This is a genomic window from Paenibacillus sp. Y280, assembly GCF_056786335.1.
In genome coordinates this window covers 65,684-81,049 of sequence record NZ_JBXCIW010000008.1, presented here as the reverse complement: position 1 = coordinate 81,049, position 15,366 = coordinate 65,684, and the positions used below count along the sequence as shown (strand labels likewise).

The following is a 15,366-nucleotide window of genomic DNA, read 5'->3' as shown; positions in this document are numbered from 1 at the left end:
GTGTAATTATGAATTGACAGCGCTTCAGATCATTGGAACCATATGCCCATAAACACGTGTTCATGGAAAGAGGGTCTTTGGTTGAGCAAGGAAATAAACAGCACGGAAATCGCCAAGCTAGCTGGTGTTTCCAGAAGCACGGTCAGCCGAGTAATCAATAATTATGCCAACGTCCCGGAGAAGACGAAGCAAAAAGTGATGAAGGTCATTCAGCAATACAACTATTATCCGAACCTATCCGCTCAAGTGCTCGCAGGGAAGCGTACGCGCACGATCGGCTTATTTATGATTGATTCCGGCCGCGTATCCGGCGACAGCCTTTCAAGCTTGCTGCTTGCGCGGATTATTGACAGCGCTTCTTCTCATGGCTATTACGTGCTTACGCATATCGTTCGAGATATGAAAGAGCAGGAGGAGACCCGCACGATCAAGGAAAGCTTCTATCAGCGAAGAATCGACGGAGGCGTATTCATTGGAGCAGCGAATCATGAGCCGCTGATTGAGGAGCTAATCGCAGAAGGATTTATGGTCGCGATCGTCGATCAGCATTTGCCGGGACGTTCCGAGCCCAATCGCGTCGTGTTCAACTTCGACAACGAGACTGGCGTAGGCCAAGCAATTGATTATTTAGTGAGCTTGGGGCATAAGCGAATCGGGATGATTAACGGGGATATGAACAGGTACTCCGGTCCTTCCAAATGGAGGGGCTTTCAGGCTGCGATGTCCAGGCATCAGCTGCCGCTCGTCTCGCAGTGGATGCTGCCGGGCGATTTTAACGAGGAAAGCGGCTATCAAGCGATTAAGGATTTTTTGAAGGCGAAGATGGAGCTTCCGTCAGCGATATTTGCGGCGAACGACAGCGTAGCCTTTGGAGCGATACGGGCGCTTAAGGAGTCCGGCATTCGCGTACCACAGGATATATCAGTAATTGGCTTTGACGATCATATTCTGAGTGCTCATTATAGTCCGGCGTTAACGACGATTCGGGTTGATTTTGCCGATATGATGGATAAATTGACTAAAACTTTAATTAATAGCATTGAGAATGGCAGCGAAGCTTTTCAAACGTTTGCCGTAAGCACGGAGCTTATCGTCCGTGATTCTTGTCAAAGCATAACCGCCGAGTCATAGGCATATGCAACCGGAATGCCGCATCTCCCCCTTTACATTTCCTGCTGCTCCAAATGACATGGAGCAGCAGAAGCGTAATTATTGTTTTTTTTTGGACAAAAATAAACGCGTGTTTACGATGCGAAGAACTCATTTTTGAGAGTTACGAAAACGCTTCACAGTACGCGGCTGATTGAATAGGAGGAGAATAGCAACATGAACATTCTGATTACAGGCGCTAATCGAGGCCTCGGCTTAGCGCTTGCCACCGAAGCATGCAAACGAGGGCATCACGTGCTGGCTGGCGTTCGCAGTCCAGGCTCTTCTGTAGAAGGCTTGCAGGAGCTCATTGCGAGGTTCCCTGGTCATTTGACGATACTTCCGCTTGATGTCGTGGATGAGAATTGTGTTCGCTATGCTTGCGAGCAGGTGGAGAGCCGAGATATCCGGCTTGATTCTGTTATTAACAGCGCTGCGATATTGCTGGGCAGAGATCAAAAGCTGGAGCAGCTTGATATGGAGCAGGTGGAGCAATCCTTCCAAACGAATTTATTCGGACCGATTGTCGTGCTCAAGCATTTCTTGCCGCTGCTCCGCAGGGGAGAGAGGCAAAGCATTATCAACATTAGCTCGGAAGCGGGCTGCTATACTGGCGCTTATGGCGGAGACTATTCGTATGCGCTGTCCAAGTCGGCTCTTAATATGTTCTCCGCGCAGCTTCGCCGCGAGCTGGCGCCTCAAGGCTTTGTCGTTCATGCGCTTCACCCGGGCTGGATCAAAACGGATATGGGCGGCGAGAAGGCACCGGGCGACGCGAACGTGTCTGCTGCCGGTATTTTGGATATTGTAGAGCGGAAAATTCAAGCGGATGCACTTATTATTGATCATAACGGCTACTCAATGAACCTATAACGCTGAGAGGACAGGTCAAATGGCTGGTCTATTTCAAGCTTGAATAAGAGATTGCGCTGGTAATGCGATACATGGACGATCGTTGTCATCAAAATTAAATTGACGGAGGCTATTATGAACTAATGCCTAGAAACAATAAAGGAGCCGCCTGCAAGGTCTAATCAGACCTTGCGAGGCAGCTCCTTTATTGTTGCAGTTGCTTATAGGTATACGGCTTTGCCGGTTTTGGATGATTCATAGATCGCTTCAAGAATTTGCGAAACAACGAATGCTTGCTCGGGCGTTACAACTGGATCAGTGTCCTCGTCGATTGCTTTCAGCCACATTCTCATCTCAAGGTCAGCGTCGCTTTCCGTTTTGCCATCGTAGAAAGCAACTCCGCCTGCCTTCAAATCAACCTTAGTTGTATATAGACGGCTATGCTGTTCGCCATTAATGCGAAGGCCATCCTTCATGTCAGCGCCGGCTTCTGTACCAGATAGCGTACACTTCGCTTCGTCAACTTCAAGCGTGTTAAGCGCCCAGCTGGACTCAAGCACGATTGTAGCGCCGTTCTCCATGACGATCATACCGAATGCAGAATCCTCTACCGTGAACTTCGCTGGATCCCACGGGCCCCAAGCATTAGCTGCGTTTTCGCGCTGCGAAAGCTTATGATACGAAGTGCCAAGCACGACTTTTGGCTTATAGTTGTCAAGCATCCACAGCGTCAAATCAAGTGCGTGAGTACCGATATCGATAAGCGGTCCGCCGCCTTGTTTCTCTTCATCAAGGAAAACGCCCCAAGTCGGAACGGCGCGGCGACGAATCGCATGCGCTTTCGCATAATAGATGTCGCCAAGCTCGCCAGCTTCGCAAATCTTTTTCAAATACTGGCTGTCTGGACGGAAGCGGTTGTTGTAGCCAACTGTCAGCTTCTTGCCTGTACGGCGAGCTGCGTCAACCATGCGCTGTGCATCGTGAGCGGTTTTGGCCATTGGCTTCTCGCTCATAACATGCTTGCCTGCTTCAAGCGCATCGATTGCGATGTTGGCATGCGAGTCGTTCGGCGTACATACGTGAACGATTTCGATGGAGGAGTCAGTCAGCAGCTCTTTGTAATCTGTGTATACTTTAGCGCCTTCAGCGCCATAAAGGGCAGCCGCTTCAATTGCGCGATGCTCGACGATATCGCAAAATGCAACGATTTCAACGTTGGCTAGCTTCTTAAGGCTTGGCAAATGTTTGCCGTTTGCAATACCTCCACAGCCGATAATAGCAAGTTTATATATTTTGGACATGTTAAAAGCCTCCTAATGGTTGGGTATGATCGATCATTGCGGTACGGCTTGGCGTGAGCTCTTCCGGTATTCGGATGGCGTGACGCCAAACTTCTTGCGGAACACAGCGTGCAGATAGTTGCCGCCGGCAAAGCCGGCAAGCTTCGCTATTTTTTCCACGGATTGCTCGCTCTCCTGCAGCTCACGGCATACGACGGCTAGACGAATGTCTTCCAAAATTCGGCTAAAGGTATGCCCGTGATGCAGCTCCTTGAACAGCCGCTGAATATGCCTTGAGCTTAGATTAAGCTTGTCTGCTACGTCCTCCAGCGTGATGAAGCCGTCATAGTTTGCGTAAATATATTCCAATGCAAGTCGGTAGCGGTACGCTTTCATATCACGCGTCGGAAACTGCTTCTGCTCACTCGCGCTGTCGTAAGCGCGAACCGCGCGCAGCAAGATTTGAATAACCGTCTGCTTGATGGTCGTATAGCTTCCGACAAAATTGTCGTTGCAGGCTTGATAGGCTTCAAGAAAGCGCGGCATCGCTTGATGCAGATCGGCCGTTGGGAACAGCGGCAAATTTTTCAGCTTCTCGATGCAATCGCGGGCTTCAGCAGCTTCCCAATCGTCGTAGGAATGGGAAGCGCCGCCGTCATCCTGAGCGCTTCTGTCAATGATGTCCACGTGCAGGCAGAGCTCATCCATCGCTTCAAGGGCATCCGCTTCCTGGTAATGCATAATTTCGGGTCCGGTTAAATAAAGCATGCCGGGCTTCAGTGCGTATTCTTGGTCAACAATGATGACTTTCCCTTTGCCCTGCGGGATAAAATGAAATTCATATTCCGCATGCTTGTGAAATCCGACGATTCTGCCGGGAGGAAATTGCGTCAGATGGAAGCGCAGCACATGAATGTCGTAGGGTCCCCATCTTATGCAAAGCTCCAGACGCTCTAGCGCATCCTGGCGTTCATGCATCACCTCATAAGGAAAGTTAGGCATGCGGATTCCTCCTCGGAGTACTGCGTTTTTACTAGTGCGGTTACTCGCTTAGCTCATCGATTCTAACGGCACGATGTTCGCGGGCGGATAGGTTTGCAGCCTCCATCAGCTTGGTCAAATCAATGGCAAGGCTTACATTTTCGTCTGCCGACGTATTGTTTTCGATATGCGACACCCATTGTTCAAAAGCGCTCTCTCTAGCCGCCGGAATCGGTTGCGCTGTCCAAGCCTCGGATGATTCTGCGCCTGCTTTCGTTGTGCGAAGCAGCAGCTGGTTGTCTGGCGTGCCGTACAGCAGCGTTCCTTCCGTGCCATGTACTTCAAGCGTAAACGGTGAATGATTGTTGACGAAGCCAGCCTCTACAATTCCGATCGCGCCGGAAGGAGCAGACAAGACCGATACCGCGTTATCCTCCACTTCTTTTCCAGTTAAGTAGCCGAAATGAGCCGTTACCTCTTCAGGCATTTCATTTAGAAACAGTCTAGTCAAGTACATCGGATGGCATCCCAAATCGATCAATGCGCCGCCGCGGCACTCTTCCAGGCTGTAGAAATGCTCAGGAAGCCAGTTCGCTGTCGCACCGTTATGAGACAAACGAGCACGTACGAGCGTGATCTTCCCAAGTACGCCTTGTGACAAAATATCGCGAATCGCGAGCGTATAGCCGTCATTCAAACGAGGCAGCGATACCGTCAATTTTACATTATTTTTAGCTGCTTCATTCAGTATAACGTTTACTTCCTTTAAAGTTGCAGCTACAACCTTCTCTGTGAAAATATGTTTGCCGGCTCTAGCTGCCGCAACCATAACCTCTTGGTGTCTTACGGTTGGCGCATCAACGATAACCGCGTCAATATCGTCGCGCTTGAGCATTTCATCTAGACTCTCATAGAAAGAAACGCCCAGCTTCTCGGCAGCTGCCTGCCCGCGTTCTGCGATTTCATCCCATACCGCAACGATTTCCGTGCCCGGATGCTCCTGCGCTTGCTTCGTATAATCCCATGCGTGTACATGCCAATAACTGATTTTACCAATTCGAATCATCGGTTCATCTCTCCTTGGACGTCTATTAATGAATTGCTATTTCGTATATAAAATTATGACAACAAATATAATCTAACATATTTATCTTCTTATTTTTAGTGCAATTTAATGACTTGATATATACGATATTACGACACATATATCTGCATTTACAAGTGCTGCTTGCGATATTCACGCGGGGATAGACGGGTGATTTTTTTGAAGGTTTTGCCAAAATGGGAAAAGTTGTCGAAGCCGACAGCTGCGGCAATATCCGTAATGCTCATTTCGGGCTCGCGCAGCAAGCGCTGCGCCTCCTTCATACGCGTGAGAATGACGTAATCGGAGAAGGTGAAGCCTGTCATTTCCTTGAACATCCGGCTCAAATAGCAGGGACTGATAAAAAATTGATCAGCGAGCCCGCCAAGCCTAAGCGGCTCCGCAAAGTGAGCGTTGATATAGCGGATCACCTCTGAAATCTTTGCATGCATGGGCGTTGCATGGTGGAGCGGGACAGGCTCATGCTGCTGCATGTATCTGGCTGCGGTCAGCAGCAGTTCGGTTAGTGCGTGAGTCGGAAAAAGCTCATAGCCTTCGGGGCGCTGCCCGATCTCCGCCAGCAGCCTGCGCATCAATTGGTCAGCAGCCAGCTGCTCCTGCCTTGGGAGGCGGATAATATGGGTGGCGTGTCTGAACGGCATGAGCAGAAGCTCGGCATGCTTGCCTGCAAGGCGGTGGATTGTCGCATCATCAAAGTGAATGATGAGCCGTTCATGGGCGGCATCGCCGGTTTGCATCGTTTTATGCAGCTCATGCTTATGGATGAACACCAGGTCGCCTTGCTCGATAGAATAAGAACGATCGCGTATAAAATAGATCCGCTGCCCGGCGAGCATATAGTAGATTTCATAATAGTCATGGTAATGGTCGTCTGCCATCGTAAATGGCGCTGCGCGCTTCGTATATTCTACATACAGCTCAGGTATGGCGCCAAAGCTGCAGGTATCGAGCGGAATATTTTTCATCGATTCGCTCCTTTTGAATTATTTTCGCAAAATAAGCGGTATTTTATGAAAAATAAGCATCATATGCAGAGAATTATACCACTCTCATGCAGTAAGATGAAAGTAACGAATCTAGGGAGGAATTAGGATAATGACTAAAAAACGTTATGTATTGGTAGGCAGCGGCGGCAGGGCTGAATTTTTTTATGGAGCTCTTGCAACCGATTTCAGAGAGACGTCTGAGCTGCTTGCTTTTTGCGATATTAATCAAACCCGTATGGACTATGCGAATCGGATTTTAGTGGATAAATATAAATATGAAGCGGTAAGAACTTACAAATCGAATGAATTTGACCGAATGATTGAGGCTGAGAAGCCCGATGCTGTTATCGTGACGAGCATGGACCGTACGCATCATACGTACATTATTCGCGCGCTGGAGCTTGGGTGCGATGTCGTGACAGAGAAGCCGATGACAGTCGATGAGAAAAAATGCCAGGACATTTTGGACGCGGTGGAGCGGACGGGCCGCAACGTGCGGGTAACGTTCAATTATCGCTATGCCCCGCATCATACGAAGGCCAGAGAGCTTATCGCAAATGGGACAATCGGCAAAGTAACGTCCGTTCACTTCGAGTGGCTTCTAAATACGCAGCACGGAGCCGATTATTTCCGCAGATGGCATCGCAATAAGCAAAACAGCGGCGGCTTGCTCGTCCATAAATCGACGCATCATTTCGATCTCGTCAACTTCTGGATCGGCTCGCAGCCGGAATCGGTATTCGCCTTTGGAGAACTTTTGTTCTATGGACGCGAAAATGCCGAGCTGCGCGGGGAAACAAAGTTTTATGAGCGGGCGACTGGAAATCCGAATGCTGAGAATGATCCGTTTGCGCTGCACTTGGACAAAAATGACCATCTGAAGGCGATGTATTTGGATGCGGAGCATGAGGACGGCTATCGCCGCGATCAAAGCGTATTCGGGGACGGGATTAATATTGAAGACACGATGGGCGTGCTTGTCCGCTACAAAAACAATGCAATCCTAACATACTCGTTAAACGCTTACTTGCCATGGGAAGGCTACCGTATCGCATTTAACGGAACGAAGGGCCGCCTTGAGATGAACATCGTCGAGCAATCGTATGTCAATTCTGGCGGGAAGAAATCGGATGAGGGTGCTTTGAAGGAGAAAACGATCAAGGTGTTCCCGATGTTTGCTGCCCCATACGAGGTTGAGGTGGAGGTAGGCGTCGGCGGCCATGGCGGCGGAGATCCCGTGCTGTTGAACGATTTGTTCGGGACGCCTGTGGCAGACCCTTTCAACCGAGCAGCTAATCATATTGACGGAGCGAGATCGATTCTAACGGGTATCGCAGCAAACCGTTCTATTCAAACGGGGCTTGCCGTACAGATCGATGAACTTGTGAAATTCCACAAATAAGGTAGAGGGGGAAGCGGGAATGAAGCCATTTATGGACGACAATTTTTTGTTATCGAACGAAACGGCAGTCCGGTTATACCATGAGTTTGCCAAGGACATGCCTATTATTGATTATCACTGCCATCTGAGCCCGCAGCAAATTTTCGAGAATACGAGCTTTTCGAACCTGACGGAGGCATGGCTGTACGGCGATCACTACAAATGGCGGGCGCTGCGCGCGAACGGAGTAGAGGAGCGTTATGTTACCGGCGGCGAAGGCGTTACCGATTACGAGCGATTCGAGGCATGGGCGAGAACGGTCCCGCAAACGATTGGCAACCCGCTGTACCAATGGTCGCATTTGGAGCTTCGCCGTTATTTCGGCGTAGATGAGCTGATCAATGAGAAGAATGCCAAGTCGATATGGGAGAAAGTCAATGCGAAGCTCGCAACTGGGCAGTATAGAGCGCGTGATTTGATCAAAATGTCGAACGTAGAGGTCATTTGCACGACGGATGATCCGGTTGATTCGCTTGAATATCATATTGCAATCAAGGATTTAGAAGATTTTAACGTACAGGTGCTCCCGTCCTTCCGGCCGGATAAAGCGCTCGAAATAAACCGCGCTACGTTTGTAGAGTGGATCGGCAAGCTTGGAGCTGCGGCTGCGAGCACGATTGACAGCTATGATGCGCTGCTCGACGCGCTTGCGGCGAGAGTGAAATTTTTTGACGAGGTGGGCTGCAAGGTTTCCGACCATGCGCTTGATTATGTCGCTTATGCCGAGACGACGAAGGGTGATGCTGCCGCTATTTTTGCCAAAGCCTTGAATGGGGAAACGGTAAGCTTGGAGGAGGAGAAGCAATACAAAACGTATACGCTGCTCTTTCTGGGACGCTTGTACGCCGAGCGCGGCTGGGCGATGCAATTCCATATCAATGCGGCAAGAAACAACAGCACCCGCATGTTCGGCAAGCTTGGGCCGGATACGGGCTTCGACTCGATCAACGATAGCGCAGTGGCTTACCCGCTTGCGAAGCTGCTGGATGCTTTGGATACGGATGATGCGCTTCCGAAAACAATCGTTTATTCGCTTAATGCCAAGGATAATGATGTGCTCGGCTCTATTATTGGAAGCTTCCAAGGCGGCGGGATACCGGGGAAAATTCAACTTGGCTCAGCATGGTGGTTCAACGATACAAGAAATGGTATGCTTGACCAAATGAATGCGCTTGCTAATCTGGGCTTGCTTAGCCGCTTTGTCGGAATGCTGACTGATTCACGCAGTTTTCTGTCCTACACCAGGCATGAGTATTTTAGACGTCTGCTCTGCAATCTGCTTGGTGAATGGGTTGAGGCCGGCGAGGCTCCCGGGGATATGGAGCTGCTGGGCGATATGGTTCAGAACATTTCCTATCGCAACGCGAAAGCCTACTTCGGCTTCTAGCGCTTAAGAAACGTTCTGCATTTCCGCTAGTTCGGCGGGGACTGCGGAACGTTTTTTGCGTCCAGCCGATAAGCGGCCATCAAATATTTGAGCATTTGCGGCCCTGCAATGTTGGCGGCGACGCCAAACAGCTCGGAATGGGCTGTTTTTCGGCAAAGCAAATAGAAGGCAGTGCCGCCGATGAGCTCGAAGGCGATGAATTCCTTCCATTTCCATGCGGGAATGATGTATATCTTGAATTCTTTGTTTTTGGCAGCGCGTGTTCGCAAAGTAGGAGCCCTCCTGCTTGATTGGGAGCATTACAACCGTATCTAGCGTATGCAGAGCGGCTTATCCATCATTCGTTTTGTTTTGAATGTATAGCGGTATGGCACTGGCAGAGTAACAGGGAGTTCTACGTTGTAGCCACTAATCATCGGTTTTAAGCGGATTCTGTTGCAGTTTCTGCAATGTAGCTTATTTAGGAGGGTGTGATGTAAGGTTTCTGTTGTACTTTCTGCAGTAGAAGAAAGCAGCCAGCAACCAAACATAGCTGCGTCTCATCCCGCTCATAAGAAAAGCTTGAAAAGCTCGCCCATTCTAAAGCGGAATTGGACGAGCTGTTCGATGATCGGCATAAGTGTCTTTGGCTAGGCAACAGCGCAACTGCTGCCTAAGCTTATACTGCTTTCAGCTGGCCGAAAGCGCGGAACAGGATGCTAACCATTTGATCGATGTCCTGCTGGGATACGATTAGTGGCGGTACGAGCCGAATTGTTGATGAATTTAGCGCGTTAATGAGAAGTCCTTCTTGCAAGCAAATTGCGGCTAGATTAGCGGCAGTGCCTTCTGGAACGTCGAACGCCAGCAGCAGCCCTTTGCCGCGAATATTTGAAATTGGAATTTCACAGGTTAGCTTGCGCAAGCTGTCTGCTAGATATTGGCCCTGCTTCTTGGCATTGCCTGCTAAATTTAGCTCCAGCAGCTCCCGAAGTACAGCATAGCCTGCGGCCATCGCGAGCGGCGCTCCCGTGTAGGTTCCGCCTTGATCGCCAGGCTCGAATAGATCGTATTTGCTCTTTGTCAGCATCGCTGACAGTGGGAAGCCGCCGCCAATGCCTTTGCCAAGTGTTATCACATCGGGCATAATGCCGTAGTGCTCATAAGCAAACAACTTGCCCGTTCTGCCCATCCCCGTCTGTACTTCATCAAAAATAAGCAGCATACCGTACATGTCGCACATTTTGCGAAGACCATACAAATACGCTTCATCTACAGCATGAACACCGCCTTCGCCTTGTACGAGCTCAACCATAATGGCACATGTCTGGTTCGTAACCGCAGCAAAGCATGCATCAAGGTCGTTAATGGGCACATGCTTAAAGCCGTCTACCTTGGGTGCAAAAAGCTCCTTCCATTGCTCTTTTCCTGTCGCAGACATCATAGCCAGAGAGCGTCCGTGGAAGCTGTTCTTTAACGTTATAATTTCGTAGGCTCCATTTAAATTTACAGCGCCGTGCTTTCTTGCCAGCTTTATTGCGCTTTCGTTCGCTTCGGCGCCGCTGCTGGCAAAAAAGGCTTTGTCCATACCGCTAACGCTGGTCAGCAGCTCGGCGAATTCAATCATGGGTTTATTATAGTAACCGGGGCTCGCATGAACCAACGTTGAAGCTTGACGCGACAACGCCTCCTGCAATGCAGCAGGGGAATGCCCCAAGCTGGTGACCGCCCAGCCGCCGACAAAGTCCAAGTAACATTTTCCATCTGTATCCCATATATGCATACCCTCGCCGCGTTCCATCACGATGCTAGGACGGCGTGCCGTAAAAAGTACCGATTTCTCCGCGGTTTCCAATAAAGCTGCTGTTGCCGATTTTTCCATCTGAATCATTGACGTGCCTCCCGATAATTCATTCTATTGCATAAATATACAGTATGAAGAATAAAAATTCAACTCCATAAATGAATCTTTCTTTATGATGTAAACTCCACTTGCACTGGCGCGGCGGGGGGGAGCGCAGCACAACGAAAGATCGCGCGGATCACCAGCCGATTCAAATTCCGAATCTTCTTTCGTATAAAAAACTCCCAAGTATTTCCGTCCGGATCGTCCATGGTGCTCCTTTGATGACAGCGCCAGTATGAATAGCTGGGCTTCTGCGTGCTGCGAATATGAATACGATAGCTGCAATACCTGCAACAATCGATACAGGAATATGAATAAACTCGCTTACTCAACTCCAAAAAAAACTTCATATTTACATAAATTAGTGCAACTATTACGACTCTTCATGTTTCTAATTTATGGTTGAAATAACCATTAATGGAAATTGGATAAAAACGGGGAGGGAATCATCAGCTAACGAAGGGTCTTGATATTTCTAGACAATTAATACCGCATCACAAAATTAAAAAAGGAGCGTGAATACTATGAATTTGAAAAAAACATTATTCTCTAGTCTCGTTGTCATTGTTCTAGCATCTACTAGTATACTTTCTGCGGCAGCAAAAACGAGCTTAAAGGAAACGGATCAGAAACCAATTGATCCTATTTACAAGAAAGCTGTATCTGCTGATACTACCTTTACAGAACCATTGAAATCAAGACGGATTGATCCCTCACTGGATAAAATTAAGCAGAAAAAACAGAAGTCGAAGATAATTGGCAAGCTAAAAGAAAAACATAATAAGGCTTCTTTAACCGATCTGATGAACGTTGAGATTTCATTAAATTTCGATGCATCTGAAGAAAAGTTTGAGAAAAAGCTTAAAGATCTAAATTTACCGTACAAAAAAGCAAAATACCAAACATACGAAGTGTCCCTAAATAAAAACCAAATTGAGTTAGTGGAATCCATGGATGATGTAATGCTTCTATCCAACCCAGATGACTATTCTACCCTTACAGAGGATTCTTCAGATGATACTTCCTATCTTTCTCTTAATGCTGCTACTGAAATGACTGGCAACGTGGTTCTAACGAGAACGCAAATGGACTCTTACGGGAGTTCTACCCTAAGGGTCACGATTTAGCCACCTTGACGGATGAAGAACTCGCGAATGCTGTACGCCTCATTAATCACCGCCCTCGTAAATGTCTGGGCTGGAAATCTGCTCACGAAGCATTTATGGAGGAACTGTCGCACTTAGCTTGACAAACCGTCAAATAAAGCCTATATCGGCATTCCGTTTAAAAAACGTCACGCACAAAGCTTCCAATAGATTTCTTTTCGTTAAAAAAAAGGGCGGTAAAACGCAGCCAAGGAGGAGAGTTTACGATGTGGAATGGGGATTCTTTTTTAAAGAAGCTTTATGACGAAGCGATTAGCCGACATCAGAATCTATCTAAGCAGGAGGTTCAGAACGAGCGGAAAATAAAGCTAAAGGCGACATTAGGTGATCTGATTGGTCGTTTTGAGCCTAATATAAAACACACCCCAAAGGTGCTTGAACGCGTTCAGTGCGACGGGTACATTCGCGAGCGGGTGGAGCTGTCAGCAACGCCGGAGCTGACTTTTGCCGCATATGTGCTAATCCCAAATGATGCAAAGGGGCCGATGTCAAGCGTGCTGGCGCTGCATGGTCACGGCTATGGCAGCCGTGAGATTGTCGGATTGTTAAAGGATGGCTCGCCTGATGAGGCAGCGCCAGGCATTCATCAGCATTTTGCGGAGCAGCTTGTTAAACGGGGCATGGTCGTGATTGCACCAGATGTCATCGGCTTCGGCGAGCGCAGGCTGTCAGCGGATCTCGCACGTAATCCGGATGCGCCGAGCTCCTGCTTCACTCTCTCGACGCAACTGATGATGCTTGGCAAGACACTAACCGGCTTGCGTGTAACCGAAGCTTTAAAGGCTTTCGAGTACTTGTCCTCACGACCAGAGGTTGACGCGGATCGAATCGGTCTTATGGGCTTCTCCGGCGGCGCCTTGATTGGCTTTGTTGCCGCCGTTCTGGAAAACCGTATACATGCAGCGGTGCTGACAGGATTCACGAATACCGTTAAGGACAGCATCTTCGCCGTCCCTCATTGCATCGATAATTACACGCCAGGGCTGCTTGTTCATGCGGAGCTGCCGGAGCTGATCGGGCTCATTGCTCCTCGTCCGTTATTTCTCGAATCAGGCGAGCAGGACCCGATTTTCCCGGTGGCAGGCTTTCGGAAAGCGGCAGCTGAAATTCAGGCGATTTACGAAGCTGAAGGAGCTGCCGATAAGCTCGAAATCGACGTGTTTCCAGGCAGGCATGAAATAAGCGGGCGGCTTGCTTACGACTGGCTCAAACGGACATTATGTATCTAAAATAGTGATGGCTTAATACGAATATTTAGGCTCTTTGAAAAAACATAGCTTTCTCTACCATGCAAAGAGCTTCCTATATAATAGGAAGCTCTGACCGATCTCTATTAGTGCCAATTGCACCTTGGTGAATGATTACTTTTTATCAATGATAATGGCGCTGGTAGTTTCCGCATCCCATGTTACATTGGTGTCCAGTGCCTCGCTCAGAAAACGGAGCGGTACTAGAACTCTGCTGCTTTTTACCTTGCCTGCAACATCAAGACTGATCGCTTTACCATTAATCGCAGCCGTTTTGCTGCCAAGCGTCAGTTTAACCTCGACACCGTCACGTGTTACGGTTACTGTTTTCGATACGCTATCGTAGGTCACAACAGCGTTCAACGACTCGGAGATTGCGCGGAACGGGACAAGCGTTCGACCGCTCTCCATCAGCGGAGATACTTCGAAACTTAGCGTTTTGCCATTTACGTAAATCTTCACTTTTTTATCGCCAAGCTTCACTTTTAGCTTGCTGAGCTTCTTATACTCCACCACGTTAGCAGCATCCTGTGAAACTAGCTCGGCTTGTACATCCACTGCAGCTTTCAGTTTTCCGTTCTCCTCCAATGAAGTGATCACTGCGGTAAAACTATTGTCACTATTCACATTAATATTATATTTCGTTTTAAGCAACTCAGCAATTCTGGCGCCTGCTGGTTTATCTTTGACGTGTTCATAGGCATTTTCAAGACCGTTCGAGCCATTGCCATAAACAGAATCGCCTACTGTATCTGCTTTACTCTCCGCTTTGTCAGACTTTTTGTTTTCCACTTGGTTTTGCGTTTGTTTCTTCGTTTCCTTGCTAAGCTCGTTAGGTGCAGCAAAAACAGTCGAAGCCATAAGACTGAGTGAAATGACACCCGCCCAAATTACAAATTTTTTCATTTTGTTCCCTCCGTTAGTATGTATTGTGTTCATTACTAAATGTTCGGGGGGGTCATTTTTTTTGTGTGGGTACTAAAAATAAAGTCTATAGAAATCTTAATTCATATATTGTTTTCTAAACTTAGTCGGCGGCAGGCCTATTTGATGGGTGAAGCAATTCGAGAAGTAAGGGACGTTCTCAAACCCGACGTATTGAGCGATTTCGGCAATAGGCCATTCCGTCTTAAGCAGCAGCAGTTTAGCCTGCTCAAGCCGATACTTCGATAAGTAGTCGATCGGTGTCATGCCATAAACCTGCTTCATGCATCTCGTAATATAGTTGTAGTGAAAGTTGAGCGCTTCCGCCATCGTTTTGCTCGTCACTTCGGTACGGTAATTGTTTTTAATATATGCCTCTGCCTTCTCCGCTAGCGTAACGGATGGGCTTGTATAGCTTTCATTTTGCCGCAAATCCATCATGCGCAGCAGCTCTTCGAACGTCTGCTGCTGCGTCCAGAAGGCGCTTGACTGGCGCTCCCCACCTGCTTTGTTAAGCGTTCGCAGCAAGCGATACGCTTGCTCGGGATAGGGGAGCGTCCATGCTTTTTGGAGATGGAGCGAATAGGGGGGAGTCAGGAAACGGTTGTAATGGGCGTCATGGCTAATGCTGGCATGGTCGAGCGCTGACTGCTCCCACTCACCTACGGGCAGAAAGTGAACCCAGTAGAAAACAGTCCGCTCCTCCGCTGGCTTCACTGAATAATGGGGACGGTCTGGAAGCAGCAGAAGCGTCTGTCCTTCGGTCAAGCTCCATTTCCGATCCTCTTCGCCGATAAATAAACAGCCGGATTCGACGATAAGCAGGTCAAATACGCCCAGTTGCTTCCGGTTCGGATGCTGATCCCCGGGTTTGTGTACGGTAACGCCGCTCTCCAAATAATAGGGCAGCGGAGGCGCGGCGAAATAGACATGATCAGCTGCTTCCAGCATCATCCTTGCTCC

General features: G+C 48.6%; 15 protein-coding genes and 1 pseudogene. 7 read left to right on the top strand and 9 right to left on the bottom strand.

What is annotated here, in order from left to right; genetic code table 11:
- Positions 1-81 precede the first annotated feature (81 nt).
- The gene (locus AC1TPC_RS12865) at positions 82-1,131 is read left to right on the top strand and encodes a LacI family DNA-binding transcriptional regulator (protein WP_482067244.1); all 1,050 of its coding nucleotides are present in this window, start codon (positions 82-84) and stop codon (positions 1,129-1,131) included.
- 195 nt (positions 1,132-1,326) lie between these two features.
- Complete coding sequence (locus AC1TPC_RS12860) at positions 1,327-2,022, top strand: SDR family oxidoreductase (RefSeq protein WP_482067243.1); 696 nt, start codon at positions 1,327-1,329, stop codon at positions 2,020-2,022.
- A 200-nt stretch (positions 2,023-2,222) separates the two neighbouring features.
- Here AC1TPC_RS12860 and AC1TPC_RS12855 read toward each other — a convergent pair whose 3' ends face one another.
- The 4 genes from AC1TPC_RS12855 to AC1TPC_RS12840 form a co-directional block, all read right to left on the bottom strand.
- Positions 2,223-3,302, bottom strand: coding sequence for a Gfo/Idh/MocA family protein (locus AC1TPC_RS12855; protein WP_482067242.1), 1,080 nt, complete (start codon positions 3,300-3,302; stop codon positions 2,223-2,225).
- Positions 3,303-3,335: 33 nt separating this feature from the next.
- A complete protein-coding gene (locus AC1TPC_RS12850) occupies positions 3,336-4,283 on the bottom strand; it encodes an AraC family transcriptional regulator (protein WP_482067241.1) in 948 nt (315 codons plus the stop codon).
- A gap of 40 nt (positions 4,284-4,323) precedes the next feature.
- Positions 4,324-5,328: a Gfo/Idh/MocA family protein gene (locus AC1TPC_RS12845; RefSeq protein WP_482067240.1), complete on the bottom strand. Its 1,005-nt coding sequence runs from the start codon at positions 5,326-5,328 to the stop codon at positions 4,324-4,326.
- A gap of 149 nt (positions 5,329-5,477) precedes the next feature.
- On the bottom strand, positions 5,478-6,332 hold the full coding sequence (locus tag AC1TPC_RS12840) for a helix-turn-helix domain-containing protein (RefSeq protein ID WP_482067239.1): 855 nt from the start codon (positions 6,330-6,332) through the stop codon (positions 5,478-5,480).
- A 127-nt stretch (positions 6,333-6,459) separates the two neighbouring features.
- Between AC1TPC_RS12840 and AC1TPC_RS12835 the strand changes: the two genes are divergently transcribed.
- A complete protein-coding gene (locus tag AC1TPC_RS12835; protein ID WP_482067397.1) occupies positions 6,460-7,755 on the top strand; it encodes a Gfo/Idh/MocA family protein in 1,296 nt (431 codons plus the stop codon).
- A gap of 19 nt (positions 7,756-7,774) precedes the next feature.
- Positions 7,775-9,181 carry a glucuronate isomerase gene (uxaC, locus tag AC1TPC_RS12830; RefSeq protein WP_482067238.1) on the top strand — a complete coding sequence of 469 codons (1,407 nt, stop codon included), beginning with the start codon at positions 7,775-7,777 and terminating at the stop codon, positions 9,179-9,181.
- Between the two features lie 26 nt (positions 9,182-9,207).
- On the opposite strand, the gene AC1TPC_RS12825 is transcribed toward uxaC, so the two are convergent.
- The 3 genes from AC1TPC_RS12825 to AC1TPC_RS12815 form a co-directional block, all read right to left on the bottom strand.
- Entirely contained in the window at positions 9,208-9,450 is a 243-nt protein-coding gene (locus tag AC1TPC_RS12825) for a hypothetical protein (protein ID WP_482067237.1), read from the bottom strand.
- 389 nt (positions 9,451-9,839) lie between these two features.
- Positions 9,840-11,051 (bottom strand): aspartate aminotransferase family protein, encoded by a 1,212-nt coding sequence (locus AC1TPC_RS12820; protein ID WP_482067236.1) that lies wholly within the window; start codon positions 11,049-11,051, stop codon positions 9,840-9,842.
- A gap of 163 nt (positions 11,052-11,214) precedes the next feature.
- Positions 11,215-11,334, bottom strand: coding sequence for a hypothetical protein (locus tag AC1TPC_RS12815; protein ID WP_482067396.1), 120 nt, complete (start codon positions 11,332-11,334; stop codon positions 11,215-11,217).
- A 256-nt stretch (positions 11,335-11,590) separates the two neighbouring features.
- Here AC1TPC_RS12815 and AC1TPC_RS12810 point away from each other — a divergent pair, with 256 nt between their 5' ends.
- The 3 genes and pseudogenes from AC1TPC_RS12810 to AC1TPC_RS12800 all read left to right on the top strand — a co-directional run bounded on the left by AC1TPC_RS12810 (position 11,591) and on the right by AC1TPC_RS12800 (position 13,461).
- Entirely contained in the window at positions 11,591-12,193 is a 603-nt protein-coding gene (locus tag AC1TPC_RS12810) for a hypothetical protein (protein WP_482067235.1), read from the top strand.
- Positions 12,118-12,315, top strand: a pseudogene (locus AC1TPC_RS12805) (transposase); the annotation flags it as partial. The gene AC1TPC_RS12810 and the pseudogene AC1TPC_RS12805, both read left to right, overlap by 76 nt.
- A gap of 123 nt (positions 12,316-12,438) precedes the next feature.
- The gene (locus AC1TPC_RS12800; RefSeq protein ID WP_482067234.1) at positions 12,439-13,461 is read left to right on the top strand and encodes a dienelactone hydrolase family protein; all 1,023 of its coding nucleotides are present in this window, start codon (positions 12,439-12,441) and stop codon (positions 13,459-13,461) included.
- A gap of 132 nt (positions 13,462-13,593) precedes the next feature.
- On the opposite strand, the gene AC1TPC_RS12795 is transcribed toward AC1TPC_RS12800, so the two are convergent.
- Positions 13,594-14,385 carry a copper amine oxidase N-terminal domain-containing protein gene (locus AC1TPC_RS12795; protein ID WP_482067233.1) on the bottom strand — a complete coding sequence of 264 codons (792 nt, stop codon included), beginning with the start codon at positions 14,383-14,385 and terminating at the stop codon, positions 13,594-13,596.
- A gap of 96 nt (positions 14,386-14,481) precedes the next feature.
- On the bottom strand, positions 14,482-15,357 hold the full coding sequence (locus AC1TPC_RS12790) for a helix-turn-helix domain-containing protein (RefSeq protein WP_482067232.1): 876 nt from the start codon (positions 15,355-15,357) through the stop codon (positions 14,482-14,484).
- Positions 15,358-15,366: the final 9 nt, after the last annotated feature.